The 25,699-nt window shown below is 40.3% G+C and carries 20 protein-coding genes and 7 tRNA genes; 19 read left to right on the forward strand and 8 right to left on the reverse strand.

Annotated elements, in window-relative coordinates; genetic code table 11:
• Positions 1-96: 96 nt before the first annotated feature.
• From LM917_RS18625 to mnmL, 7 genes are all read left to right on the forward strand, one after another.
• A tRNA-Met gene (locus LM917_RS18625) sits at positions 97-173 on the forward strand.
• A gap of 1 nt (position 174) precedes the next feature.
• A tRNA-Trp gene (locus LM917_RS18630) sits at positions 175-248 on the forward strand.
• A 15-nt stretch (positions 249-263) separates the two neighbouring features.
• Positions 264-336 (forward strand) — tRNA-His (locus LM917_RS18635).
• A gap of 33 nt (positions 337-369) precedes the next feature.
• Positions 370-443: transfer RNA gene (locus LM917_RS18640), tRNA-Cys, on the forward strand.
• An 8-nt stretch (positions 444-451) separates the two neighbouring features.
• Positions 452-528: transfer RNA gene (locus LM917_RS18645), tRNA-Arg, on the forward strand.
• 675 nt (positions 529-1,203) lie between these two features.
• The gene (locus LM917_RS18650) at positions 1,204-2,448 is read left to right on the forward strand and encodes a glycosyltransferase family 2 protein (protein ID WP_232699223.1); all 1,245 of its coding nucleotides are present in this window, start codon (positions 1,204-1,206) and stop codon (positions 2,446-2,448) included.
• 128 nt (positions 2,449-2,576) lie between these two features.
• Positions 2,577-3,566 (forward strand): tRNA modification radical SAM protein MnmL/YtqA, encoded by a 990-nt coding sequence (mnmL, locus tag LM917_RS18655; protein ID WP_373688808.1) that lies wholly within the window; start codon positions 2,577-2,579, stop codon positions 3,564-3,566.
• 62 nt (positions 3,567-3,628) lie between these two features.
• On the opposite strand, the gene LM917_RS18660 is transcribed toward mnmL, so the two are convergent.
• Together LM917_RS18660 and LM917_RS18665 are read right to left on the reverse strand one after the other, a co-directional pair.
• On the reverse strand, positions 3,629-4,264 hold the full coding sequence (locus tag LM917_RS18660) for a CBS domain-containing protein (RefSeq protein WP_232699224.1): 636 nt from the start codon (positions 4,262-4,264) through the stop codon (positions 3,629-3,631).
• 109 nt (positions 4,265-4,373) lie between these two features.
• A complete protein-coding gene (locus tag LM917_RS18665; RefSeq protein ID WP_232699225.1) occupies positions 4,374-5,093 on the reverse strand; it encodes a glycerophosphodiester phosphodiesterase in 720 nt (239 codons plus the stop codon).
• A 250-nt stretch (positions 5,094-5,343) separates the two neighbouring features.
• On the opposite strand from LM917_RS18665, the gene ablB reads away from it, so the two are divergent.
• Positions 5,344-6,198, forward strand: a complete 855-nt coding sequence (gene ablB, locus LM917_RS18670) for a putative beta-lysine N-acetyltransferase (RefSeq protein ID WP_232699226.1) — start codon at positions 5,344-5,346, stop codon at positions 6,196-6,198.
• 44 nt (positions 6,199-6,242) lie between these two features.
• Here the strand turns inward: ablB and LM917_RS18675 are convergent, their stop codons facing one another.
• A complete protein-coding gene (locus LM917_RS18675) occupies positions 6,243-7,841 on the reverse strand; it encodes a PucR family transcriptional regulator (RefSeq protein WP_232699228.1) in 1,599 nt (532 codons plus the stop codon).
• Positions 7,842-8,022: 181 nt separating this feature from the next.
• On the opposite strand from LM917_RS18675, the gene LM917_RS18680 reads away from it, so the two are divergent.
• The 5 genes from LM917_RS18680 (at position 8,023) to LM917_RS18700 (ending at position 12,220) form a co-directional block, all read left to right on the forward strand.
• Positions 8,023-9,381, forward strand: a complete 1,359-nt coding sequence (locus LM917_RS18680; protein ID WP_232699229.1) for an aspartate aminotransferase family protein — start codon at positions 8,023-8,025, stop codon at positions 9,379-9,381.
• 29 nt (positions 9,382-9,410) lie between these two features.
• Positions 9,411-10,103, forward strand: a complete 693-nt coding sequence (locus LM917_RS18685; protein ID WP_232699230.1) for a 3-oxoacid CoA-transferase subunit A — start codon at positions 9,411-9,413, stop codon at positions 10,101-10,103.
• Positions 10,085-10,771 carry a 3-oxoacid CoA-transferase subunit B gene (locus LM917_RS18690; RefSeq protein WP_232699231.1) on the forward strand — a complete coding sequence of 229 codons (687 nt, stop codon included), beginning with the start codon at positions 10,085-10,087 and terminating at the stop codon, positions 10,769-10,771. The genes LM917_RS18685 and LM917_RS18690 overlap by 19 nt, the downstream gene beginning before the upstream one ends.
• Positions 10,772-10,782: 11 nt before the next feature.
• Positions 10,783-12,075, forward strand: a complete 1,293-nt coding sequence (locus tag LM917_RS18695) for a peptidase (RefSeq protein WP_232699232.1) — start codon at positions 10,783-10,785, stop codon at positions 12,073-12,075.
• Positions 12,076-12,131: 56 nt separating this feature from the next.
• A tRNA-Ser gene (locus LM917_RS18700) sits at positions 12,132-12,220 on the forward strand.
• A 549-nt stretch (positions 12,221-12,769) separates the two neighbouring features.
• Here LM917_RS18700 and manA read toward each other — a convergent pair.
• The 4 genes from manA to LM917_RS18720 all read right to left on the reverse strand — a co-directional run bounded on the left by manA (position 12,770) and on the right by LM917_RS18720 (position 18,940).
• Entirely contained in the window at positions 12,770-13,714 is a 945-nt protein-coding gene (gene manA / locus LM917_RS18705; RefSeq protein WP_232699233.1) for a mannose-6-phosphate isomerase, class I, read from the reverse strand.
• An 18-nt stretch (positions 13,715-13,732) separates the two neighbouring features.
• Complete coding sequence (locus tag LM917_RS18710) at positions 13,733-15,676, reverse strand: PTS fructose transporter subunit IIABC (protein WP_232699234.1); 1,944 nt, start codon at positions 15,674-15,676, stop codon at positions 13,733-13,735.
• Between the two features lie 440 nt (positions 15,677-16,116).
• On the reverse strand, positions 16,117-18,066 hold the full coding sequence (locus LM917_RS18715; RefSeq protein ID WP_255668420.1) for a BglG family transcription antiterminator: 1,950 nt from the start codon (positions 18,064-18,066) through the stop codon (positions 16,117-16,119).
• 424 nt (positions 18,067-18,490) lie between these two features.
• On the reverse strand, positions 18,491-18,940 hold the full coding sequence (locus LM917_RS18720) for a hypothetical protein (protein ID WP_232699236.1): 450 nt from the start codon (positions 18,938-18,940) through the stop codon (positions 18,491-18,493).
• A 290-nt stretch (positions 18,941-19,230) separates the two neighbouring features.
• On the opposite strand from LM917_RS18720, the gene LM917_RS18725 reads away from it, so the two are divergent.
• The 6 genes from LM917_RS18725 (at position 19,231) to LM917_RS18750 (ending at position 24,995) form a co-directional block, all read left to right on the forward strand.
• Positions 19,231-19,316 (forward strand) — tRNA-Ser (locus LM917_RS18725).
• A 487-nt stretch (positions 19,317-19,803) separates the two neighbouring features.
• Positions 19,804-20,379, forward strand: coding sequence for a TetR/AcrR family transcriptional regulator (locus LM917_RS18730; RefSeq protein WP_232699237.1), 576 nt, complete (start codon positions 19,804-19,806; stop codon positions 20,377-20,379).
• Between the two features lie 26 nt (positions 20,380-20,405).
• A complete protein-coding gene (locus tag LM917_RS18735; protein WP_232699238.1) occupies positions 20,406-21,596 on the forward strand; it encodes an HlyD family secretion protein in 1,191 nt (396 codons plus the stop codon).
• Positions 21,593-22,786: an ABC transporter permease gene (locus LM917_RS18740; RefSeq protein ID WP_232699239.1), complete on the forward strand. Its 1,194-nt coding sequence runs from the start codon at positions 21,593-21,595 to the stop codon at positions 22,784-22,786. Before LM917_RS18735 ends, LM917_RS18740 begins: the two co-directional genes overlap by 4 nt.
• Before the next feature lie 93 nt (positions 22,787-22,879).
• A complete protein-coding gene (locus LM917_RS18745; RefSeq protein WP_232699240.1) occupies positions 22,880-23,383 on the forward strand; it encodes a DUF3907 family protein in 504 nt (167 codons plus the stop codon).
• Positions 23,384-23,609: 226 nt separating this feature from the next.
• The gene (locus LM917_RS18750) at positions 23,610-24,995 is read left to right on the forward strand and encodes a dipeptidase (protein ID WP_232699241.1); all 1,386 of its coding nucleotides are present in this window, start codon (positions 23,610-23,612) and stop codon (positions 24,993-24,995) included.
• A 93-nt stretch (positions 24,996-25,088) separates the two neighbouring features.
• On the opposite strand, the gene LM917_RS18755 is transcribed toward LM917_RS18750, so the two are convergent.
• Positions 25,089-25,685 (reverse strand): NAD(P)H-dependent oxidoreductase, encoded by a 597-nt coding sequence (locus LM917_RS18755; RefSeq protein ID WP_232699242.1) that lies wholly within the window; start codon positions 25,683-25,685, stop codon positions 25,089-25,091.
• Between the last annotated feature and the right edge of the window lie 14 nt (positions 25,686-25,699).

Consider the following 25,699-nt stretch of genomic DNA (forward strand, 5'->3'; position numbering starts at 1 on the left):
GGCCGAAGGGGACGGTTTGCTAAACCGTTAGTATGCGTAAGTGTAGCGAGGGTTCGAATCCCTCACTCTCCGCCATAAAAAAATATCTATGTTTGTGGCGGTGTAGCTCAGCTGGCTAGAGCGCTCGGTTCATACCCGAAAGGTCGGGGGTTCGACTCCCTTCGCCGCTACCACAGGGGCATAGTTTAACGGTAGAACAAAAGTCTCCAAAACTTTTGGTGTGGGTTCGATTCCTGCTGCCCCTGCCATAATATTTTAATCTGGCGATCGTGGCGAAGTGGTTAACGCATCGGATTGTGGTTCCGACATTCGTGGGTTCGATTCCCATCGGTCGCCCCTTTTTACTTTATACATATTACAATTTGATACGGGAGTATAGCCAAGTGGTAAGGCACGGGTCTGCAAAACCCTTATCCCCGGTTCAAATCCGGGTACTCCCTCCACAACATGCGTCTCAGTAGCTCAGCTGGATAGAGCATCCGCCTTCTAAGCGGACGGTCGGGAGTTCGAGTCTCTCCTGAGACGCCATTTTTTTGCCTTTTTGTCGGATGGCCTAACTAATAGGAAAAGGAACTGATTTCAGGTATCAGTTTTCAGTCTTGGAAGGCAATTCGTTTGACAATTTTATAGGTATGAGGGTATACACGCTGCTAGGCAACATGTATGCTTATCTGTGTTTACTGACATGTATTTTATGGTATGGAAGCCATGAATTTACAAAAAACAATGGTCTTTCTGGCCTTTAAAAGTGAAGTATTACCAGTTAATTTGTTACATTTGCATATTGAGCGTTAATTTTCCACATAAGTTTTATAGACAATGACTTGACCACTATTGAAAACTTAGACTATCATGGATTCAAGCCTATATGAAAAGGGTAAGCCCTTTACTGAAGGCTTTTTTTTCTGCGGTAATACATGTCAAAAAGGAATAGTATTGTTGGCAGAATAAAACATGGAAGATGAGGGAAACGTGAAGAAGAAAAGTTTTTTCACGCAATCTGCAGGTAAGATGTAGCGAATCACTGAGCTTATGCGTCATATTAAGCAAGAAAGAGTTGTAGAGAGAAAAATACAGTGATTTTTCCCACTTTTGAACGATTGCAGCCTAGATGTGAATCGTGTAAACTCGCAGATAGGGTTCGAAGGAGTTATAACACTACCTGTAAAGCGCTAAAGCGCAACAGGTCGAGGAGAAGAAAAAATGGTTGATTTAAAAGATATTCTTGAGGGGCTTTTCATCGGTTTTACGACTATAGTTGGTTTGGTAGCTATTTATCAGACAGGGATTTCGATTGCTGGCGGTGTGTTCCATAAGAAAAAAGAGATTACGCACGGGCCTAAGAAATCATTTGCTGTACTGGTCGCTGCTCATAATGAGTCAGCAGTAATTGCGCCATTGATTGAGAATCTAAAGAAAATGGATTACCCGCGTGAGATGTATGACATTTTTGTTATCTGTGATAACTGTACAGATAACACCGCGGAGATCGTTCGGAAGCATGGCGCCTATGCTTGCGAACGATTTGATAGTTCGAAACGAGGTAAGGGTTACGGTATCGAGTGGATGCTTGAAAAACTTTGGACAATGCCAAAGCAATATGACGCAGTAGTGATGTTTGACGCAGACAATCTAGTAGAGAAAAACTTTTTGGCTGTAATGAATGATCGCTTGTGCAAAGGACAACGAGTAATTCAAGGTTATCTAGACTCCAAGAACCCATTTGATTCATGGATTACACTGTCTTATGCAGTAACATACTGGTTCACAAACCGTATGTGGCAGTTGGCACGTCATAACCTGGGTCTTCCTAATACACTAGGTGGAACAGGGCTTTGTATTGAGAGCAACCTATTGAAAGAAATGGGTTGGGAAGCAACTAGCTTGACAGAGGATCTGGAGTTCGCTACAAGATGTATTGAACGTGGCGTTTATCCATGCTGGGCACACGAAACGAAGGTTTTTGATGAAAAACCGATCGATTTGAGATCATCGATGAAGCAAAGACTTCGTTGGATGCAGGGACACTATGATGTAGGTGGCCGATATATATTTTCAGTGATCAAAAAAGGATTTAAACAAAGACGTTTGGGAATGCTTGACGCAGGTTTCTATCTTTTCCAACCGATGTATGTTTTGATTGTTACGTTCATGTCACTCTTGTTCATGGTTCGCTTTTTGGATTTAGACCTAGCCTTTGTTCCAGTAGCAGCTTTTTTACCAGACTGGCTCGTGTTTGCAACAACAGGAGTATTTTGGGTATTGCCATTCTTGGCGCTGTATCTGGAAAAAGTACCATTAAAGGCTTACCTGGGAATAATCTTACTCCCTATATTCTTCTTGACTTGGCTGCCAATCTTCATTTATGCGTTCTTTACAAAGAACAACCAAGAATGGAGCCACACTGCGCATACTCGTGCCATTCAGATTGAAGAAATGCAACAATAACAGGAAGCAAAAAGTGGGAAAATCAATTGTTAAAGCTACATTTACGAACCGCAAGCCGTGCTGCGGTTCTTTTCTTTTTAAGAAACTGATATACTGAAGCAATGTAAGGAAACGAAAGGAGTAACATCATGCAGATGGATGAACGATCTATCGCTTGTGAACCCCTACTATGGGGTGATAAGCGTTATCATACATGGAATTACCATTTACGAAGTATGTTTCAACATAAAGTATTTAAGGTTCCGTTAGACGGGGGATTTAGTTGTCCCAATCGAGATGGGAACGTAGCAACTGGCGGTTGTACGTTTTGCAGTGCCAGAGGATCTGGAGACTTTGCAGGAGACCGACGCATGACGCTCGAAAAACAGTTCCATGACGTTAAAGGCAGAATGCATGAAAAATGGCCCACTGCCAAATATCTTGGCTTCTTTCAAGCATTTAGCAATACGTACGCTCCGGTAGAGGAATTGCGAGATATGTACGAAACCATTTTGAAACAAGATGATGTAGTAGGTCTTTCAATTGCTACGCGTCCTGATTGCTTGCCTGACGATGTTGTCGAATACCTGGCTGAGTTAAATGAGAGAACCTATTTGTGGGTAGAGCTGGGGCTTCAGACGGTTCATGAGCGGACACAACAGTCAATCAATCGAGCACATGATTATCAGACCTATTTGGATGGAGTTGAAAAACTTCGCAAACATAACATCCGGGTTTGTTCACACATTATTTATGGTCTGCCTGGTGAGAATTATGATGATATGATGGAAACTGCTCAAGCAGCAGCTCATCTTGATATTCAGGGAATCAAAATCCATCTGCTCCATCTGCTAAAGAAGACACCAATGGTTAAACAGTATAACGCCGGTATGCTGGAATTTTTGACTCAGGAAGAGTATACAAAGCTGGTGGTAGATACGTTAGAGATTTTGCCCCCTGAGATGATTGTTCATCGAATTACAGGCGATGGCCCTCCTGATATTTTAATTGGACCGATGTGGAGCCGTAAAAAGTGGGAAGTGCTAAATGGCATTGAAGCCGAAATGAAGCGACGTGACACATGGCAGGGTAAATTTTATGACCCTAACTGGATACCAAGCCCAGACCTAGGAAAATAGATAAATATGAAAAAAAGGAACGCATGGATCGATAGACCCTGCGCTCCTTTTTTTGTAACTGATTATTCATGGATGGAAGTAACCGTGAATCCATGATTTTCGAAATCTTGTTTAATTTCTTCCACATTATCAGTACTTTTAAATTTAACTAGGATTCTACGTACACCTGAATGCCTGGAATCAAATGATACACAGGAAATAACATTTGCTTCGTGATCAGTCAGGATAGATGAAATTTCTCGTAAAATGCCTTTTCCTTCAAAATGTGTGAGCAGCATGCGTGTACCTTTTACACCCATACCAAAAACTGATTCTAGAACTAGCTCCATATCTTTTCTTTTGATAATTCCAAGGAACTTATTATTCTCATCCACAATAGGTACAAAGGGATAACGAACAATGATGGGAAGGGCGTCTTCATACAAATGTTCGGTGGTGAGAGCAAGTAAATTAGGATCGACTCCATCTGCGAGAGGTAGTTGGGTAAAGTCGTCAAAGGTGAGCCCGGTATATTTGTGTTCGTACATTTCAAATAGACTTCGTTTGCTAAGTGTACCATAGTAAGTACCATCTTCATTAACCACCGGCATACTAAGTAATTTGTACGTAGACATTTGCTTAAGCGCGTGGGCAATGGAGTCAGAAGGCTTTACTACAGTTAGCGATGACAATGGAGAAAGACAATCAGTAATAAACATGGAATACCCCCCTTTGTTAATAATGGACATTAGAAAGTGCTACCCTTATTCCCCTTCACTTATAAGTATAAAAGGTATTGGACGGCTTGCATACAGAAGTCTTATCGAATTATAAAATTTTATTAGCATATTCAGGAAAATTAGTGATAATTCCATCTATCTCATACGAAATAAGCTCTTTCATTCGTGCTGGGGTATCTACTGTCCAGCTGAGGATGGAAAGGTTATGTTTTTTAGCCTCTTTAATTAAAGCTTTGGTCACTTGGTCATCTGGTGCATGGAGTTCATCGGCACGGTACTCCTTCGCAATGTCGCATGGACGCTGAAGCTGTCCAAAGTACAATAAGCCAGTACGTATTTTTGGGTCAATTTCCTTTATTCGTAACAGGCTTGTAAAGTTAAACGAGGAGATGACAACCTGCGACGTGAGACGAAAATCGTAAATAGCACGAATCAGTTTTTCTTCCAGATTAGGTTGGGGGACTATGAAATTTTTTAGCTCAATAATTAATTTCAATCCAGTTGTCTTGGCGAAAAGAAGTACTTCAGAAAGCTCCGGAACTTTAGCTGGTTGAATCGCTAAATGATGCTTTGTGGCCGCATTAAGACGCCGTATATCGTGTAAGGTAAAATCACGCACTTCGCCTTTGCCGTTCGTAGTATGTTCCAAGCGAGTGTCGTGCATGACAATGATCTCACCATCTGCTGTTAGCTGCACATCAATCTCAAGTCCATCCGCCCCATGCAAATAAGCGGCATGAAAAGCTGGGAACGTGTTTTCCGGATATTGGCCAGAGGCACCCCTATGGGCATAGATATAGGTTGTCATGGGTGGACCCTCCTTTTTTGCATTCTCTCTTAGCTTTATGCATGAATAGAGAGTTTTAGGAATGAAATGGTATCAAATAACAAAACGTTCATGACCGTTTTGTTGGACCGCAAGCGGTCACATCCAATTTTATGAAAAATGTCGAGACGTTTTTCACAAAAAAATGCTGTAGTTCATTGTACAACTTGTAGAATGACACAGATGTGATCACCTACTATAATAGGGAAAAATAGGGGAGAGGTGAAACGAGATGAACAACAACCCAGCTAACCAGCAGGAATCAGATAAAGAAGGGGCAGATTACTCCATCATTGTGGATGCTCATAATCATCGGTTAAAAGTATTGGAATATAAAACAGAAGAGATCTCATCCATCGCAGATAAACTATACAAAGAAGGCAAAGCAGAAGGAATGAGTAAACTGATCGTGTATGCACGTAAAGAGGATCTTAAGAACTGGGAGAAGGAAGGGTTCCATCAGGAGGGAGTCATTGACGGCTTCTTTAATGGTGTAGATGCTCAAATGGTGTGCAAATTCATTACCACTGAACGAGGCATACCTAAAGATAAAAAAACAGCGGATGAGATTCTTTCTATCAGCTTACAAAAACAGGGACAGGCCAGTCCAAAAGAGCTAGATGAGGGCTATCTGCTGCGCTTTGCTACAACAGAAGATGCACTGGAATTGGCACAATTGTACAGCATTGTCTTTCCAGCCTATCCTACACCAATGGATGATCCAGACTATGTCAAAAAAACGATGCAAGCCCATACGACCTATATAGTAATCGAGTCGCAGGGCAAGATTGTATGTTCTGCATCTGCTGAAGTGACGCCAGAGTATGGATCTGCTGAGTTAACTGACTGTGCAACTTTGCCAGAATGGTTAGGGAAGGGACTACTGCAACATATATTTTTTGCATTGGAAAAATACATGGAGGAGAGCGGCATCTATTATCTATATACAATAACTCGTGCGCACTCTCCAGGAATGAATATTACAGCAGCCAAGCACGGCTATCGGTACCGTGGAAGACTGATTAATAACTGTACGATTGCTACTGGATTTGAGGATATGAATATCTGGGTAAAATCGCTTCGATAAGTGAAAAACATTCTGTTTTACTGATAAATAGTAAGCGATCAGGATCAGGGTACAAACAAAGCTTGATGAAGACGGTAAGCCATGATGGCCAGTTCCAGTTGCCAACGATCTGAGGCATGAGATAGATCACTGCCTGTTAACTCTTCGATCTGCTGCAATCGATAGGTAAGAGTATGCCTGTGAATATACAATTTCTCTGCGGTTTTACGACCGTTTAATGCATGCGAAAAATAACAATGAATGGTCCTTAGCAGTTGAAAGGCATGCTTCTCGTCATACGCAAGCAGATGCTGGAGTACAGGCTGCCAGAGGGCGGCAAGCTGATGCTCTTGATGATGGTAAGGGAAAAGAAACTGATATCCGGCTAACTGTGAAAAAACGACTACTGTTTGCTGATTCTCTCTACTCTTGTCTTCAAGTTGAGTAGGGAACGCTTCTGATGGTCTAGCTAATAAGCTGAGACACTTCATGGAAAAAACAGCCTCTTGGGCAGCTACTGATAATTCCTGTAAGTCTGAGCGTGGTTGGCTACATCCGATTAAAAGTGGTAAATGGGGATGAAGTTCAGACCAGCTGGAGACAATTTTGGTTAACAATTTTGTACTGGTAGGCTGTTCTGGTAAAACAAGTATGATATCATTGCTGCGCTCTTTAATTAAATAATGTGGCTGGATCAGTTCAGCTAGACGTTTGATTAAAGCGGGCAGCTTTTGTGTGAAAAGCAAGTGATCGTCTGGCTGAATCTGGTCTGGAAAGCCAAGGGAAGCGATCAGATGGGCTCCTGTTAGCGAATAACCCAGTAATCGACTGCGAGCCTCTGCCTCGCGGGTCAATTGAAAAGTAACGCTCAATAAATCATCCACAAAATCCCCTTGCACGCGTCTTTCTGCGGCTGCAACCTCTCTATCTTTGCTGTAGGCGAGCGCAGCCAGTGTAGATGCATGTTGCATAGCTATCAAATCCAGTTCATTTCTCCAGCTTATTGGCTTTCCAAGGAGAAGCGTTCCATACAGATGTTGACCTGCTTGAATAGGCAAACTATGTTTCTCATACTCTTCCTCTCGCCACGAATGCTCATGATCGTTGATTTTCGGCTCAGTATGAACCAGTTCATAACCTAATGAGTCAATGATTGTCACTTCTCCACTTGTCACATCCGCTAACTCCTGTGCAATTGCAGATAACCCCAGTCCCGTTAAAGCGACGTTCAACAGCCGCTGGTGAATTTCTTCCGAATACCGTTGGAATTCAAACTGGCGATTTACAATAGGCTGTAAAATTGCTTTCGTCACTGTTGAAAAATTAAGTTCCACAGGAATTTCGATCAAGGGAAAACCTAATAAATTCGCCTCTTCAATAAAAGAATTAGGTATTTCGTTCAAGTAAAACCCTGTATGAATGGCTACACCACTAAGTTGTTGAGTAGCTAGTGAAGAAATAAACCGATCTCGTTTCAGCTTATCTGTATCCAGCCCAAAACCGGTAGTAATCAAAAATTCTCCAGCCTGCAATCTTTTTACATCATCAAGTATTTCTACAATTGTTACCCAGCGAATGGGATTGTCTATGCCAGCTGCTCCTGCTACCAATTTAGAATGAACCATATCAGGTAATTGGAGGGCCTCTCGAATGGTAATGGACATGTGATTTACTCCTTTCATCAGTCTGGTAGCGAGTTTTTATTTGCCATGCTTGTCCTATTATACAAAATGTACAAAATATTTTTAAAATTATCCATTGTTTTTTGACAGTAGGGAGAATGGAATATGCTACGTAATGCGATACGATTAGAAAAAAAGTAGTAAGGAAGGGAAGCGAGACTACATGGAACGAAAAACGTATGTTATTAAACCTGAATGGGGAAAAGAATATCCAATAGTTAGTCACGGAAAAGGTATCTATTTATATGACATAAACGGAAAGCGTTATCTGGACGCGTGTTCAGGAGCTGTAACAGCTAGCATTGGTCATGGTGTTGAAGAGATCGGGGATACAATGAAAGATCAAGCTAGCAAGGTTTCCTTTGCCTACCGCTCTCATTTTACTAGTCAAGCTGTAGAGGCATTGGCTGAAAAAATGGCGAACTGGGCGCCAGGAGATCTAAACTGGAGTTTCTTTGTAAGCAGTGGTTCAGAAGCCACTGAAACAGCACAAAAGATCGCCATTCAATATTGGCAGGAGCAAGGAATTATGAGTAAAAACCGAATTATGTCACGATGGATGAGCTACCATGGTATTACAATGGGTGCGCTCTCGATGTCCGGGCATGTATTACGCAGAAAACGATTCGTACCATTACTAGCGGATTATCCAAGTATTTCACCTGCTTATTCTTATCGATATCAAGAAGAGAAGGAAAGTATTGAACAATATGCAAGACGTGCTGCTGATGAATTGAAGACAGCTATTTTACGTACAGGAGCAGATCAGATTGCCGCATTTATTGCTGAGCCTATCGTGGGTGCTTCAGGTGGGGCAGTAGTAGCGCCAGAGGGGTATTTTGAACGTATCAGAGAAATTTGCACGAAGCATAACATCCTGTTTATCGCTGATGAAGTCATGACAGGTGTGGGACGTACGGGGAAAAACTTTGGAATTGACCACTGGAATGTAGCACCTGATCTCATGGCTTTGGGGAAAGGCATGAGCGCAGGATACACCCCGATGGCATCCACCATGGCGAGTGATCAGATTATGCAAACAATTGGGGCCGGTAGCGGTTCGATTATGGCTGGTCATACCTATAGTGCCAATCCGCAATCTGCTGCGATCTGTCTAGCTGTAATAACGTATTTGGAGAAACATGACCTTGTGAACAAGGCAGCCGAATCAGGAGAGTATCTATTGCAACAACTGAAAAAGGTAGCAGAAGAAAGTTTACTTGTCGGGGAAGCACGGGGTAAAGGGTTATTGTGTGGCCTTGAGTTCGTTAAGAATAAGACAACCAAAGAACCATTTCCACTTGCAGATGGCTTGACGAATAATATCATTCAACGAGCCTTTGCTAAAGGATTAATGCTTTATCCGGCAGGTGGTGGATTAGATGGAGTAGCGGGAGATGCCGTCATTATTTCACCACCACTCGTTATTACGAAAGAAGAAATTGATGAACTGGTTTCGATGTTAAAAGAGACCTTACAGGAGATAGAAGCAGAAATAGGCAGAACACAGATTATGATCTAAACAGGGAGAGAGGAGGAAGGTGTGCAAGTATGGGGAATACGTGGAATAAGGAAATAAGTCTACAGGAGGCTCTCTCTTACTTTCATAGTGGAATGACCCTGATGGTAGGAGGATTTGGTGGGGTTGGGAATCCGCCTAGCCTGATTCAGGGGATGCTGGATAAAGGGGTTACTGAGTTAACCATCATTAGTAATGACACAGCTTTTCCCGATATAGGATTGGGGCGACTCATTACCAATCGCAGAGCTAAGAAGGTCATTGCTTCTCATATTGGTTCCAATCCGAATGCCGGTTCACAAATGACGGCGGGCGAATTGGAAGTAGAGTTTTGTCCACAGGGGATTCTAGCTGAAAGAGTTCGTGCGGGTGGAGTTGGCCTAGGCGGAATATTATCTGATATTGGAATTGGAACAATCGCTGAAAAAGGTAAGGAAAAAATAACGGTAGCAGATAAAGAATATTTGCTAGAAACGCCATTAACAGCTGAAGTGGCCATTGTTTATGCCAAAAAAGCGGATCGCTTCGGTAATCTGGTATATGATACGAGCGCTCGCAATTTTAACCCTCTGGTTGCAATGGCTGGTGACATTACCATTGTTGAAGCGGAAGAAATTGTAGAAGTGGGTGAGCTGGACCCGGAAGAGATCGTGACCTCAGGGGTCTTTGTTACCTATATCGTGAAGAGCGAAGGGGTGAACTGGAAATGGGCATGGGAGAAGTAATAGAGGCGAGTCAAACAGAGAATTATCGTGATAAGATCGCCAGACGAGCTGCACAAGAAGTAGAGGATGGAATGCTAATTAATTTAGGAATTGGAATACCTACAAAAGTAGCAGATTTTATCCCAAGTGAAAAAAGTGTCTTCTTCCATGCGGAGAATGGTATAGCTGGAACAGGTCCAAGTCCATTACCAGGCGAAGAAAATGCCAACCTGTGTAATGCAGGAGGGTTTCCTGTTACATTGGTTCCAGGTGCTTCCTTCTTTGATAGTGCAACTGCTTTTGCGATCATTAGACGTGGGCTTTTGGATATGACAATATTAGGCGTGCTTGAAGTTAGCCAGCAAGGAGACATTGCGAACTGGATCGTGCCAGGAAAACGGGTTCCTGGGATGGGCGGAGCTATGGAACTGGCACAAAAGGCGAAAAAAGTGCTTGTATTAACCACTCATCTCGACAAACAGGGCAGATCCAAAATTGTCAGAGAGTGTAATCTTCCATTAACAGCTAAAGCAAGTGCTGATTTGATCATCACAGATATGGCTGTAATGGAAGTGAAAAAAGAAGGACTGTATCTGCGTGAAGTGATGCACCCATATACGGTTGCTGATGTGATTGGAGCCACGGAAGCCGAATTGTTAATTGAAGGAGATGTCAAAATTTTTAGATAGGAGGGGTTGGATTGGTTAATGGTGTGTTGGCGTTGGAGTGGCAAGAAAGAATACGAGAACAACTGAAAAAGGATCGTAAGGAAGCGGAAGAGTTACTGCAAACCTGGGTGCGAGAGGCTAGTGTACAGGGGGAAGAGGCTAGCATTCAAAAGCTGATTGCAAATAAGCTTGTAGAGATGGGTCTTGAGGTAGATGAGTGGGTGATGGAGGGCGACGAGTTATTACAGCATCCTTATTTCGTATCTCCTCGTACACAATTCGAGGGGAGTCCTAATGTAGTAGGCGTTTGGAGGGGAACAGGTGGCGGTCGTTCTCTCATTCTAAATGGACATGTGGATGTCGTACCAGAAGGAGATCGAACGCAATGGTCTCTTGATCCTTTTAGTGGTGAAATAATTGATGGCAAAATATATGGACGTGGAGCAACGGATATGAAAGGGGGAAACCTTTCCTCGCTTTTAGCTATTCAAACACTGCAAAGACTGGGAATTAGATTACAAGGAGATGTAATCTTTCAAAGTGTGGTAGAAGAAGAGAGCGGTGGAGCAGGTACGCTGTCAACTATTCTGCGAGGGTACAAAGCGGATGCTGCCTTGGTTCCCGAGCCAACCAACATGAAGATTTTTCCGAAACAACAAGGATCTATGTGGTTTCGCCTTTACATAAAAGGGAGATCAGCACACGGTGGAACCCGTTATGAGGGAGTTAGTGCCATAGAAAAGTGTGTTAAAGTGATTGCCATGATTCAACAATTGGAAAAGGAACGGAACGATCGGTTGGAAGATCCTTTATATGCCAAGCTTCCCATTCCTATTCCAATCAATCTCGGGGTGATTGGAGGAGGGAAATGGCCATCCTCTGTAGCCGATCTTGTTACATTAGAAGGACGCATGGGTGTTGCTCCTGGTGAAGAAATGGAAGATGCAAAAAAAGAAATGAAAGCAGCCATAGATCGCCTTTCCGAAGAGGATGAATGGTTCAGCAAGCATCCAATCGAGTTAGAGTGGTATGGTGCCAGATGGGTTCCGGGAGATGTAGAGATGGAACATCCGTTGATGGAAACCCTTATTAGCTTATATCCAGCTGTTGTAGGTGCAGAGGCTATCATTGAGGCATCACCGTGGGGAACGGATGGTGGTCTGTTGACTAAGCTAGCAGATACTCCTGCAATCGTAGTAGGACCAGGAGTAACTCAGGTGGCACATTATTCTGATGAATATATTGTGCTAGATGATATTTTCACTTGTGCAGAGTTATTTGCTCTTACGTTACTAGAATGGTGTAAAAATAACGGAAAAAATTAGTGTAAGCCCTTGTGTTTTTAGGATGGATGTGCTATATTACTAGTTGTAAGCAACACGGAGGGATACCGAAGTGGTCATAACGGGGCGGTCTTGAAAACCGTTAGGCGGCAACGTCACGGGGGTTCGAATCCCTCTCCCTCCGCCATTCTAATTACTCACATACATACAAGTACACCACTTGAGGAAGTTATTCCTAAGTGGTGTTTTTTTACTGTATCAGAAAGTATATAATTTTGAGGTGTGAACTACTGTAGTGGGGTGTCAGAAGAAGCACATTTTTTGTCTGTGAACTCGTTAAGATCCCGCAAGGGAGCGAATACTGTCCGCTACACAGTAAAGAGTGCGGAAAGTGCAAAAGTCGTATATGCTACGCAGTGTCTCATGGGTTGCACTTTTTAACTATATAAGAATGTATAAACTTCTGGGCTTCGCTTCCTTATCCGCATGAAAAACATCCGCTAAAGAAGAACCAGCTTCTTCGAAAGACTTCGATAGAAGTTTTTCTTATCCGCACTCTTTGCTATGCAGCTAGGTAGGACCTTAAATAGTTCTGGACAAAAAATGTGCTTCTTCTGCCAAGGGCTACACGGGAAAAAATTCAAACAAAACCAATTGACTGAAAAAAACAGCTTATGGTAGGAAAAAGAGTGTATCGTCGAACATTAGTTGACGATACACTCTTTTTTATTTCAACTTATATACTTGCAGCGATACACGTCGTATTACCTTTTATCTCATATTCGTTAAAACCATTAGGTAATAAAAAATGGTCGCCTTTTTTAAAGGAATAATGCTGATTCTCTTTAATGATTTCGCCTTCTCCATCAATAACACTAACAAGAAGGAACTTCTCTTGTTGTATGAGGGTAGCCGAACCAGCTAACTCCCACTTTTTCACTGAAAAATACGGACCTTCGATAAAAGATGTTACACTCAAATCGTCCACTTTATCATATAGAACCGTTAGCTGATCGGATGTAAATGGAGTTTCCGTTACTTCAATGCTTTTTTGAAGATGGAGCTCCCGTAAATTCCCCTCTGCATCCCTTCTATCATAATCATATAATCGATAAGTCGTATCAGAGTTTTGCTGAGTTTCTAATATTAAAATCCCTTTACCGATTGCATGAACAGTTCCACTTGGGACATAGAAGAAATCTCCAGGTTTCACCTTAACTCGATGTAACAATTTATTCCATTCTTCATGTTCTATCATAGAGATTAATTCTTCTTTTGTTTTCGCATGATGCCCATAAATGATTTCAGCATCTTCTTTGCAATCAATAATATACCAACATTCCGTTTTCCCAAGTTCTCCATTTTCATGCAGATTCGCATATTCATCATCTGGATGTACTTGAACAGATAAATCTTGATTGGCATCTAAAATTTTTGTGAGAAGGGGAAAACGATCCCCTTCCACATCTCCAAATAATGATCGGTGATCTTTCCACAATTCACCTAAAGTCATGCCTTTATATTCACCATTCTTCACAACACTTTGTCCATGTGGATGTGCTGCAAAAGCCCAGCACTCTCCAGTTTGCTCAGATGGAATCTTATAACCAAAGGAGGTTAATCTCGTTCCGCCCCAAATTCTTTCTTTAAAAACAGAAGCAAAAAATAATGGTGCAGTCATATTGAAAATCCCTCCATACTATACGATGTCATCTAATAGCTTGTATGCTTCTTCTTTTGTTTGGACGGATATTAACTGTTCTCTAAAACTGTCATCCATAAGTTTTCGAGAAAGCATTTGAAGGATTTTCAGATGTTCATTACCTTCACTTTCTTTTGGTACAGCAATCATAAAGATTAATTTTGCATCCGTTCCATCAAGGCTTTTCCAATCTACGCCGGATTGTTTAATTCCAAATACTACACGTGGTTTCTTAACAGCATCCGATTTCCCATGGGGAATCGCAATGTTCATGCCAATGCCTGTTGTACTTTGTTCTTCACGTTCCATAATAGCTTGTTTGAACTCAGACTCTGAATCTAATACACCAGCATGATACAATTTGCTAATCATTTCATCAATGATATCGTCACGTGTTTCACCAATTAAGTTAGTATCAATAAGCTCTAAACTTGTGATATCTGTTAGTTTATTAATTTCTACCATTTCAATTTGGCTATTTTCTGTTTGCTGCTCGGGTATTTCTTTTGTTGTTGAAACCTCTTTGATTTCTTCTACTTTTGGTTTATCTTCATTTGAAACATCTTTTTTCAATACATTTATTAAAACAGCAGTTACGATAGAACCTGCAATTACAGCGATAAAGAACATAAGTACATTATCTACTGCTCCTAGCACGGCAACGATTGGACCACCGTGCGCAACTTTATCTCCTACATGACCTAACATCGCAATAACAGAACCTGTCATCGAACCAACCATAATACTAGGAATTACTCGGAGTGGATCTTGTGCCGCAAATGGTATAGCACCTTCTGTTATACCAAATAGTCCCATGGTAAAGGATGCTTTCCCCATTTCTCTTTCTGACTCTCGGAATTTTCCTCTACTTAAGAATGTAGCAAGTCCCATACCAATTGGTGGAATACAGATCGCGACAGCGATTGGCCCCATAATTTCATAATTTCCTTCTGCAATCATTGCTGAACCGAATAGAAATGCTACCTTATTTACAGGACCACCCATATCGAAAGAAATCATAGCTCCTAAAATTAATGCTAGAAGAATGGAACTTGTTCCTTGCATACCTGCTAACCAAGCTGTTAATGAATCAAAAACTTGTGCTACAGGTGCACCAATAAGAAACACAAATGCTAAACCTACAAGTAATGAAGCAAATACAGGAATGATAATAATGGGCATAATTGGTTGAATCGCTTTTGGAACTTTTATTTTCTTAATTCCTAATGCAATATATCCCGCTAAGAAACCAGCAATAATACCACCTAGAAAACCAGCACCACTTGCACTTCCATAAAAACTTCCCGTTGCCGCAATGTATCCGCCAATCATACCGGGAACAAGACCTGGTTTATCTGCAATACTATAAGCGATAAATCCGGCTAGAATTGGAACCATGAATAGGAAGGAGGCACCGCCAATTTGTTCAACTGTTTTCCAGAAAGATCCATCTGGAATCACTAAACCTCCAGGCGTTTTTTCGCCTCCAAGTGTTAACGCAATGGCAATCAGTAACCCACCAACTACAATGAATGGAACCATATAAGATACACCATTCATTAAATGACGATAAATAGGATTTTGCTTTTTCTCCTGATAATTACTTTCTCCTGATTTTGACTCTGATTGATATACAGGCACATCACCACTTATTACTTTTTGAATCAATTGTTCTGGCTTTCGGATACCATCTTGAACTCCAACCACCAACAATTTTTTCCCGATGAATCTGTCTTTATTTACTGTTTTATCTGCTGATATAATGATACCGTCTGCTTCACGAATTTCCTTTTCTGTAAGCTCATTTTCTACCCCTACGCCACCTTGGGTTTCAACTTTCATTTGAACCCCTAATTTATCCGCTGCTTTTTGCAAATTTTCCGCTGCCATGTAAGTATGGGCAATCCCATTAGGGCACGATGTAATTGCTAATAGTTTCATTTCAATCCTCCTAAAACTCATTGTGTAAGCGCCTACAATCACTATATATCAAATAGATAGGGGCAAAAGTTTCGTTTTTTACCGTAGATTGCGGAAAAATCGATCTTTTACTTTAGTAATGTGGATATTATTCCCTGTCATGATATAGGCGATACGCACGGGCTTTCTAAAGGACGGAAGTGGTGAATACACGGGGACTCTAACAGAGTGGAGTAGAGAATAGCATAAATAGCAGGAATGCTGTCACGTGAAAATTTCCTGACAGCAATGAAAGAAAAAGGGGAGTATCCTATTAGGAAAGGGTATGAAGTAGTTCGAAGATCAATGAAAAAGTAAACGAGGAAAATCGAAGGGACGTTTGAGTAATACCTAAATGAAATGCCATATAACGAACAGTATGTAGGGAGGTGTGAGAGATAGGGGAGAAAGTCACTCCCCTCCTACTTCATATCATGTAAATAAGATAAAAACTTCATTACATTTGTTTCTTTAGTAAGTTTATTAACAAAAGCTGGTTGTTCACATATAAAAGATAACTCTCGAAACAATTGTTTCGTTACCTCTTTACCATCATTCTTAACAGCTAGCATAAATACGAGGGATACTTTCTCTGAACCCCAATCAATTGGTTCTTTTAATGTAGCAATTGCAATAGCTGACTGTTTAATATACGTAGGATTTGCATGTGGAATGGCAATCCCCGTGCCAATGGCTGTCGCCGACATTTTTTCTCTACTAATTGCATGAAGAGCAAACTCCTTTTCCACATAACCTTTGTCATACAGGGCATTTGCTAGCTTCTCAATTAACGTGAAACGATGTTCTACATCTTGTTGTAAAAAAACTAAAAAAGGAGTTGTGTAATTCAGCATGACAAACTCATGCTGATCGTTACGAATCGGTTCATCAAGTTGTTTCAGAAAGTTCTCCAGTTTTCTTTCGTCCGACCATTCTAATAGCGGTGATACAACAAGATGAGGAACCTTTAGTTGCGGAAGGGGAATAGTAGAAATAACAAGTTCCACATCATGTTGCTTGATGTACTCCTCCAAATCAGCTTTTGCTATGCAACCCAATACATGCAGATGGCGAAATTTCCGTTCAATCTTTGTCTGCAATAATTGCGACATTCCAATCCCCATATGACAAACGATAATTGCAATTTTATTTTTCTCTTTATGATTAAAGCGTTCAATAGATGCTTGAAAGTGTAAAGTAAGATATGCCGCTTCTTCTTCTGGAATGCAAATAGCGAGTATTTTATTGATTTCTTCTAAAACATGGATCACCATATCAAACAAATAGGGATACATTTTTTTAATATCATCGAGCATCGGATTGGATACAGAAAGATCATAATTCAAGCGATTTAACGCCGCATATAAGTGAATCTTTAAACCATCTATTAATATTTGATCTTTACTAAAATCAATCATATTTAACTGGGACATACTTTTAATTAAATGCTGTACAAGTATAGAAAGAGTGGGATTACTTTCAGAGAGGTTCTTCCATTTCGATGTACTATCTTGATAACGAAATTTCCCACCTAAAACATGCATTGTTAAATAGGTCACTTCTTCTTCTGCAAAATGAACAGAGAAAACAGATTCTAATTGTTTTAAAAACTCTAGCGTCCATTCATATTCTTTCGTTTCCTGCATCAGAATAATTTCCTTGTTGGAAATTGAAATTGGTTGTTTTAGTTTCATTCTCCGAACCATAAGTAACGTATGCAATAGTAAGCTTTCGAATGTATCATCTGTAAAAAATAGAGAATGACGTTTTTGTAACGATTTTAATTCATTCGTTACAAATTCAACCTCATGAGATAAAAACTGCTTTTTCATAAATTGATTTGTAAGCTCTGGGGTACTTATTAAATCTGATAATCTAGCTAATGCTTTTCTTTTCTTATTTTCATTTCCTTCAATTGTTAAACCTACCCGTTGTTTTGATACTAACGCTAAATCGAAACGGTTCAACCACTCCTCAATTTTATCTAAATCTTTCTTTATAGTTGCTCTATTTACAAAATGCCGTGAAGCCATATCTTGAGCTGTAACTGGCTTTATTTTCATTAACAAGTTATAAGCAATTTGCAGAATTCTTTCTTCATCAGATTCGTATTTGGTACGATTATTTACGCGATAAAGTCTATTAAACAAATGTACCTTTTCATGTTCTTCAATCTGTAAATATACCCCTAAGCCCGGTTTCTTAACAAGAAGCGCATTTGAATATTTGGCAAGATATTCTTCAATCGTTTTAAAATCAGTACGAATTGTTTTTTCAGAACAATTCATTCTATCCGCAAGGTCTTGCACTAATAAATGTCCATCTGATTCAGATAACAAAACATATAAAATTTCTTGTTGTCTATTATTCATCTGCTTCACCTGTTCTACTTATCCTTTTTAAAAGTATGATACAAATATAATTTGTTTATCATAACATATAGTCAAATTGACGAAACCCTTGATTTTATAGTGGCACACGAATCTTATAGTAAAAGGAAAAAGTGGAAAAAATGTGATGCTGAACCACCGTCAACAGGTTGAACCACCAACATGGAGGTGAGAGGGGAAAGCGGGCGTCAGGTACGATATCAGGTATAGTAAAAAAAGTGACGAATAATATTGAGAAAACAAATACGCATATACGCTAGTAATTTATTCTTTTTATATTATAGTTAAAAACATCGTTAAGTATCGTACAACTGAATATAAGATATAAAAATCCCTCTCTACTATGGAAACTTGCTGAAAATTTGCGGCAAGTTTCCATGTAAAGGAGGGATTATATGTGTGATTCTTATGATGGTGTGTTTGATTGACTTGCTTCTTTAATTTTCTCTTCTGCCAGCTGACCGAGTTGGTCAATGTTTACGTTAAAATTGAAGTTTTTATAGTATACAGTAGCTTGAGGATCGCCTTTTTTTCCTTCAATTCGAATATTTGTCGTCTTAATAATGTAACTGCCATCTGGCTTAAATTCATAGTCCGCGTCTTTAATCTCTGCCTCAATAAGTGGCTTTACGGTGGAAGTGAATACTTCGTCTACACCATTCACTACTTCTCGTCCCATATCTACTACTTGATCGGGAGTATAATTAAATCCAAAAACAAGAACGGCACCAATTACGAGAGCAAACAAAACTAGTTTGTATATCGCTTTTAAAAAGAAATTAATGACAAACACGCCAAGCAAGACGAGCACAAGAATAACCCAATAGTCTTTTGCAAAGGTCAATAACTGTTCCATGTACTTCTCCTTTCGAAAACCAACGAATCAACATCTATCATACACAAATTGTAGCATAGACACAAATGAATAGAATTGGATACAACATTATACATTAGTAGATCAATTATATAATACGTTTTCAGTGTAACAAGGTTACAATAATACGAATAAAGGGGAGTAGAAAGATATCAAAAAGATCATTCACCAGGAATTAGAAAATATCGTACCAAAAAAATGAAAAAAATACTTGCTTTTCATAGAAAGATTTTATATACTAATTTTTGCTGACAGATTACAGCATACATCATGGAGGGATACCGAAGTGGTCATAACGGGGCGGTCTTGAAAACCGTTAGGCGGCAACGTCACGGGGGTTCGAATCCCTCTCCCTCCGTATATAAGAGTTTTTGCAAGAGAAGTCGAAAGCTTACTAGCGTTCGACTTCTTTTCTTTTAGTTGTGAAAGATCATAAATAAACCTTATCCAGTATCTATCATAATAGTGGTGATTACGTGTTCCGTCATGCATACAAAGAAGTTCGATCATTTATTAAAAAAAGCAAAAATAAGGTCGTTTACTGGAATAAATTATCTCCCGTAAACGACCTTATTTTTTAGGTGACTTATGTAATGTATTTTATTGGCTTTTACAATTTCTTTGAAACAGGGAAGTCCATTCCGTGTGGAATATAAGGTAAAGCCAGTTATATAAAATCTCAAATAAAGCTCGGAGGTTATGAAGGAAGATAATACTTTTTGCAGATAATATTAAAAGAAAATTCTTTTTGCTTCCATTTTTTACGCATTAAGTGCTTGACGAATGAAAAATATAGAAGTATTATTCTTGTACTGACCAGTCAGTTCAAAAATGGAGGAACGTGGATGAGCAAAAAAAAGGAATTAATTTATGAATCTGCTTTAAATGCCTTTGCCAATCACGGTTATTCTTATACCACGATGGATGCTATTGCGGAGGAGGCGAAAGTAGCAAAGGGAACCTTGTACTACCATTTCAAAACAAAAGAGGAACTATTCCTGTACGTTAACCAAAAAGGCGTGCAAATGTTGATAGATTCCGTAGCGGAAGCAATAAAAAACCCTACATTAACACCACAGCAACGTATTGTGCATGTACTCGATGAACATTTGCGTTTCTTTTCGGAGAATGAAAAATTGTGTACCTTGTTGTTAACCATCACGTCCGGGGATTTTGAGAGAGATGTTATCATTCGAGATCTGCTGGCGAACTATTTTACCTTAATGGAGAGTTATTTAGGCCAATTGCAGCAGAATGGGTTGATTGACTCGGCATTAGAGGTTCAGACGTTAGTCTCTGCTTTTTTTGGAAGTATCGCGTTTACCGTCCTACGTAAAATGTATCGAAAAGAAGAGATTTATACAGACGATACGAGGAATACGTTACTTTCCATGTGTAAAGGTGTTTTAGGAGTTCATTAATATTGGATAGTGGGAGAAGATTAAAAATGAGAGAGAATAAAAAAATGATACTGGGATTAGCTGGATTTGCTGTTCTGGTGGTTTTATTGGGTAGTTACTTGTTATTTTCAGAACAAACTAGTTATGCCGGGGAAGCACAGGCGATTACAGGAGTAGTGGAAGGACAGGAAGTTGACCTTGCTTTCAAAACGCCAGGTACAATAGAGACGATCCTGGTAAAAGAAGGCGACCGTGTAAAAGCAGGTCAGGAGCTGGCCATTCTGTCTAGTGATGAAATTAGAGCGAAGAGAGATCAGGCAGAGGCTGCTTATCAAATGGCACAAGCGAAGCTGGGGCAGGCAAAAAAATCAGTTACTATTACAAATGGCACAAGTGATGCGACTGTAAAACAAGCGGAAGCAGCTAAGAGTGCGGCCATCGCTCAGCTTGAAGCCAACAAAAACGGTGCGCGTCCTGAAGAAATCAGTCAGTTACAAAGCAAATTACAAGCCACCCAAACTGCGAAAGATTTGGCACAAACAAATCTGAAACGAATGCAGGATCTATTTAGTGAAGGTGCTGTTCCTCAGGTGAAAGTGGACGAAGCAAATGCAGAATGGGAAAAATATAGTGCCGAATATACTTCCGTTGAACAACAATTAAACATGGCAAAACAAGGTGCGCGTAAAGAACAGATTGCTGCCTTGCAAGCTCAAGTAGATCAGGCAGATGCTGCCTACCAAAATGCACAGGCTGGTCGTGGTCAAGTAGGTTTAAGGGAGTCTGATGTTGCATCAGCAGAAGCAGCTGTTAAACAGGCAAAAGGCGCACTAGATGAGGCAAATGCTTATCTTCGCAATACAACAATGAAAGCACCTGTTGATGGAATTATTAAATCTGTCTCTTCACAAACAGGAGAGCTGGTTGCACAAGGTGCAGGCATCATGACCATTCAGGTTGAGCAAGAAAAATTTGTGAAGCTGTATGTTGATGAAAACCAACTAGGTTCTCTGAAGACAGGTGAAAAAACAAAATTATTTGTTCCAGCATTGAATAAAGAAGTAGAGGCAACTCTTCAAGTGATTTCTCCTGCAGCGGACTTTGCTGTAAAAAAAGCTACTCAAGAGTTAAATTCTCGTGACTTACGAGCATTCCAGGTGAAACTGGCTATAGCAGATGAAGATATTCGTCCAGGTTATACGGTGGAATGGGGACTTGAAGGGGCTGGACAGAAATGAACAATGTCTGGCAACTGATGATAGAAGAGTGGAGATCAGTATGGACGAATAAAACAATTCGACGTATCGTTTTTCTTGTCCCTGTAGTGTATATGACACTCTTTGGTTTCCTTTATTCTGAAAGCAGAGTAATGGAAATTCCTACGGTGATAGCTGATCTCGATCAGACCGAGCTATCCCGTGAGATGATTCGATCAATTGATCATGACCAAACCTTCGCGGTCACTAAGGTTGTACAGACAGAGGAGGAAGCACAGCTGTTACTTGATCAGGGAGAGGTGCTGACCAGCTTCATCATTCCTCAGGGTCTAACAGTTAATGCTAAGGCTGGGAAACCTACAGAAGTTTTAAACATTATTGATGGCAGTAATTTGTTAATTTCCAACACATCTGTTCGGGCAGCAAGTTCCTTAGTTAAGACCATTTCAGGTGGGGTTACGATCAAAAAACTGGAAGCAAAAGGAGAATGGGGCGACGCAGGACAGAACTTCGCCACTGGTATTGATTACCGATATCGGATTCTACATAATCCAACTTTTAATTACCTTTCTTTTATGCTGTTAGGTTTGGCGGGAACGGTTATGCAGCAGGTCGCTTTCCTAAGTGTTTCGCTTTCTGTTACACGTCAGAAAGAGACAGGTAGTTGGAATACTAGTTTGACGGCAAATCGTTTTTTTGCCTTGGCTATTAGTAAAATTTCCATTCACATGCTACTTGCAATGTTTAACTTTGCTATTTGCTTTGTCATGATGCTGAAAGTCTTTGACATTCCTTACTACGGTAATCTTGGGCTATTTGTATTAGTCGGTATTGTTTTCCATTTAGCAGTTATTTCGATCGGCTTTGCAATGTCAATTCTTGCTGGTAGCATGCTACAAGCAACTCAGTGGGCGATGATTGTTGCCGTTCCGTCGTTTATGCTTTCTGGATGGACTTGGCCAATTATTTCCATGCCAGATTGGGTTGCAGCACTAGCAAATTGTTTACCGTTAACATATTTTCTACATGCAACCAGGGAAATTCTGAGCAAAGGACACGGCTGGGAATATGTAACACATGATGTAAAAATTATGTTGTTAATGACTTTGATTTCACTATTTGCAGGATATGTTGCATATTTCTGGCAGAAGAATAGGGCGGTTGTAAAAAAATCAAGTACATCAGAGATTGAAACTGTTAACATTTTGTAAAAATCTCTTGTAACTACAGAGTACTTTTTTTACAATAAACGTAAACCTTTTATTAACAGCTTCCTACATTACAGTGCCCTAAGGAGGATTCCTATGTCAGATGCTCATCTTAAGCAACTGTGCGAAGATACCTTTATCCGTTTGAAAAAGGTAAGCATAGAGTTGGAAAGATTCCTGAACAAAACGACGTTGTCTGCTTTGGTAGAAAGCTCAAGTGATGCACAGGAGTATGAATCTTACTACAGTAGCTACTTGTCTGATTTGCGTCGTTTGCTGGTTTATGCAGAAAATGCATATGAAAAAGTTGGAGTTTGCCTGCGTCGTGCTCGTTTTAATTCTGAATTTGCAGAGGATGCACTTTACCAGGTATACCAGACCTGTGTCATCAACTTCTACTATCCAAAAGGAGAAGTATATGATGAGGACGGTAGATACTCGTACACAGGGCAAGACTGTATTATTTTCCGCAAAGATGTTACACCAGAGTTAAGGGAACTAACGCTGACCCTCTCTAGAATTTTTGAACCGTTGCGTGATGATCTACAATATTACGAAACGGACTACATTACGAAAAAACGTATGCAGGTTCAAAAGTAAGCGTGGATCTCAAGTAGTGAAATGTTAATGGTTAAACGGTTTACACATTATTTGAACTTATTCTTTGTTACCTGTAAGAAGTCTCTTGAAAATTGATTGGTTTAACGTGGCAGCTGGTCACGCACTTGTGCGGATTGGCTGCCTTTTTACTTGATAAGTGATCTTTCTTTAAGCTAGCTAGAATTCACAACCATTAATCAAAAAATTTGTAAGAAAGGTATGTGCCATGATCACAGATTATTTTGAAAAAAATCGAGATAAACATCTTAAGCAATTATGTGAACTGATCTCCATTCCCAGTATTAGTACGGATCCCGCATATAAAGATGATGTACGAGCCTGTGCGAATAACCTTGTATCCTACTTAAAAGAAATAGGCTTTGAACATGTTACATTCATTACTGACGAAAAAGATAGTCATCCAATCATCTATGCAGATTGGCTACATGCTCCAGATCAGCCAACTGTTCTGTTGTATGGTCATTATGATGTTCAACCGGCAGATCCGATTGAGGAATGGACAAGTCCGCCTTTTACTCCAGAAATTAGAGGAAATATATTATATGGAAGAGGGGCCAGTGATAACAAAGGTCAGTTCTTTATGCATTTACTTGTCTTTGAAGCCCTATTCCATACCTATGGGAGACTTCCTTTTAACGTAAAGCTATGCCTTGAAGGTGAAGAGGAAAGTGGTAGCAGCTTGTTGCTAAGCACCTTGCCCATTGAGAAAGAACGCTTTCAGGCTGATTATGTAATTTTGTCTGATACAGCTGTGATGGAAGAGAATAATCCTGCCATCTGTTACGGATTACGAGGATTGCTTGGTTTTCAAATCAGTTTATACGGTGCCAATAGAGATTTGCACTCTGGCGGATTTCATGGTGGCACCGTCCCCAATACGTTACATGCAATGGTTCAATTACTTGCTAGCATGAGAAATGAAGATGGGATGATAACCATTGATGGTTTCTATGATGATGTTGAACCTATTTCGGAGACAGAAAAACGCCTGCTTGCAGAGCTGCCTTTTCAGGAGAAAGAGTTCTATGAGAAGTTGGGTGTAACGGAGCAAGTGGGTGAACCGGGATATACAGCTTTAGAGCGTGTATGGACGAGGCCAACTCTCGAAATAAATGGAATGTATGGTGGATACCAAGGGGAAGGCAGCAAAACTGTTATCCCGAGAGAAGCACACGTAAAAATAACATGTCGGCTCGTATCCAATCAAGATCCTGATCGAATGGAGAAAATCATTCAGACTCATGTAGAAAAACATATACCAAAAGGAATTCGTGCCTCCTTGACGTTTGAAGATAAATCATATCCATATGTAGGCTCACTTGATCATCCTTGCCTAAAACTAGCTGCTCAGGCATTGGAAGAAGCTTTTGACAAACGGGTTTCGTTCATTCGAGCTGGTGGCTCTATTCCTGTGGTGGAATTATTTGCACGTGTGCTTCAGGTTCCGATCATTATGATGGGATTTGCCTTGCCAGATGCTAATGCTCATGCACCTGACGAAAAATTCTCTCTTGCACATTTTGATAAGGGTATTCGTGCATTGTATCAATATTATCTAATGCTAGGTGAACAAGAACAAAATAACGACTAGAGAATGATTGAAATATCAAGGGAGCCGAGTATACGGCTCCTTTGGTTGTTGTAGGGTAGTATTATTTAATGGTGCCTCATTCGTGCTTAAAGCTTACATCATTACAGGTGTACGAAAATGGCGGATAGCCTGATGAACTTGAGCTAGATATTCTTTTCTCTGTTCTTCAGAAGTGTTAGCGATCTCCGCAAAATTCCGATAGACAACAGGTTTGATTCCACAAAAATGCAAGATACCATCCACAACTTGTTTTTCCATAACCGTGTCAAAACCACTTTGCTCCATTTCCTTAGCGGATTCACGAGTGGTGGTAAATACGATAGCCTGTTTATCAGTTAGAAGACCAATGGGACCAGTTGACTCATATCGGAAAGCAAATTGATTAGTCATGACTCTATCGATATATCCTTTGAGGATAGCAGGTTGTGACCACCACCAGACAGGATAAATCATCACCAGCAGATTCGCATTTCTGATTGAAACCTGTTCGTTCTTGATCTCATCAGGGATCTGGTCAGTCTCAATGCCATTCATATCTGAAGCAGAGAATACAGGAGAAAATTGTTCCTGATACAAATCACGTACTTCATACGAAATCCCTTCCTGATCAAACTGATTGGTTACTTCGTGCAGGATGGAGTGGCAAAAACTCTCTTTTCCTGGATGCGCAAACAGGACAATGGCTTTCATCTAAGCTTGACCCC

This window comes from Brevibacillus daliensis, from assembly GCF_021245735.1.
In the GTDB taxonomy this organism is placed as follows: domain Bacteria; phylum Bacillota; class Bacilli; order Brevibacillales; family Brevibacillaceae; genus Brevibacillus_B; species Brevibacillus_B daliensis.

Bases quoted from the DNA above. Each gene is read 5' to 3' on its own strand.
- LM917_RS18660 (WP_232699224.1), bottom strand. From the start codon at position 4,264: ATGTTTATTACTGATTGTCTTTCTCCATTGTCATCGCTAACTGTAGTA.
- LM917_RS18730 (WP_232699237.1), top strand. From the start codon at position 19,804: ATGAGCAAAAAAAAGGAATTAATTTATGAATCTGCTTTAAATGCCTTT.
- LM917_RS18710 (WP_232699234.1), bottom strand. From the start codon at position 15,676: ATGAAACTATTAGCAATTACATCGTGCCCTAATGGGATTGCCCATACT.
- LM917_RS18690 (WP_232699231.1), top strand. From the start codon at position 10,085: ATGGGCATGGGAGAAGTAATAGAGGCGAGTCAAACAGAGAATTATCGT.
- LM917_RS18745 (WP_232699240.1), top strand. From the start codon at position 22,880: ATGTCAGATGCTCATCTTAAGCAACTGTGCGAAGATACCTTTATCCGT.
- LM917_RS18720 (WP_232699236.1), bottom strand. From the start codon at position 18,940: ATGGAACAGTTATTGACCTTTGCAAAAGACTATTGGGTTATTCTTGTG.
- LM917_RS18650 (WP_232699223.1), top strand. From the start codon at position 1,204: ATGGTTGATTTAAAAGATATTCTTGAGGGGCTTTTCATCGGTTTTACG.
- manA (WP_232699233.1), bottom strand. From the start codon at position 13,714: ATGACTGCACCATTATTTTTTGCTTCTGTTTTTAAAGAAAGAATTTGG.
- LM917_RS18735 (WP_232699238.1), top strand. From the start codon at position 20,406: ATGAGAGAGAATAAAAAAATGATACTGGGATTAGCTGGATTTGCTGTT.
- LM917_RS18715 (WP_255668420.1), bottom strand. From the start codon at position 18,066: ATGAATAATAGACAACAAGAAATTTTATATGTTTTGTTATCTGAATCA.
- LM917_RS18665 (WP_232699225.1), bottom strand. From the start codon at position 5,093: ATGACAACCTATATCTATGCCCATAGGGGTGCCTCTGGCCAATATCCG.
- mnmL (WP_373688808.1), top strand. From the start codon at position 2,577: ATGCAGATGGATGAACGATCTATCGCTTGTGAACCCCTACTATGGGGT.
- LM917_RS18750 (WP_232699241.1), top strand. From the start codon at position 23,610: ATGATCACAGATTATTTTGAAAAAAATCGAGATAAACATCTTAAGCAA.
- LM917_RS18685 (WP_232699230.1), top strand. From the start codon at position 9,411: ATGGGGAATACGTGGAATAAGGAAATAAGTCTACAGGAGGCTCTCTCT.
- LM917_RS18675 (WP_232699228.1), bottom strand. From the start codon at position 7,841: ATGTCCATTACCATTCGAGAGGCCCTCCAATTACCTGATATGGTTCAT.
- LM917_RS18755 (WP_232699242.1), bottom strand. From the start codon at position 25,685: ATGAAAGCCATTGTCCTGTTTGCGCATCCAGGAAAAGAGAGTTTTTGC.
- LM917_RS18680 (WP_232699229.1), top strand. From the start codon at position 8,023: ATGGAACGAAAAACGTATGTTATTAAACCTGAATGGGGAAAAGAATAT.
- LM917_RS18740 (WP_232699239.1), top strand. From the start codon at position 21,593: ATGAACAATGTCTGGCAACTGATGATAGAAGAGTGGAGATCAGTATGG.
- ablB (WP_232699226.1), top strand. From the start codon at position 5,344: ATGAACAACAACCCAGCTAACCAGCAGGAATCAGATAAAGAAGGGGCA.